A 206-nucleotide genomic window follows, 5' to 3' on the forward strand; every position below is an offset into this window, starting at 1 on the left:
TATCAAATACCGCAACCTGCTGCACGCCTGGGAAAAGATGCTGAGCAGATTCGATTCCGCTTAAGTTCGCATAATTATGTAACGGTGCTAAAGGAGAGACCCGGCGGATATTTTCGATAACTTCATCAGTAATAATGGCTGATTCGGTAAAGATATTTCCGCCGTGGGCAATGCGGTGGCCAATTAAGGCCACGCTGTCCATTAAA

1 pseudogene is annotated in these 206 nt (G+C 46.1%); it reads right to left on the reverse strand.

Annotated features, from left to right (window positions below):
• Positions 1 to 206 (reverse strand): annotated as a pseudogene (locus FDX22_RS24475) (propionate/acetate kinase); the annotation flags it as partial.

The organism is Citrobacter sp. TBCS-14 (assembly GCF_005280805.1).
GTDB classification, from domain to species: domain Bacteria; phylum Pseudomonadota; class Gammaproteobacteria; order Enterobacterales; family Enterobacteriaceae; genus Citrobacter; species Citrobacter gillenii.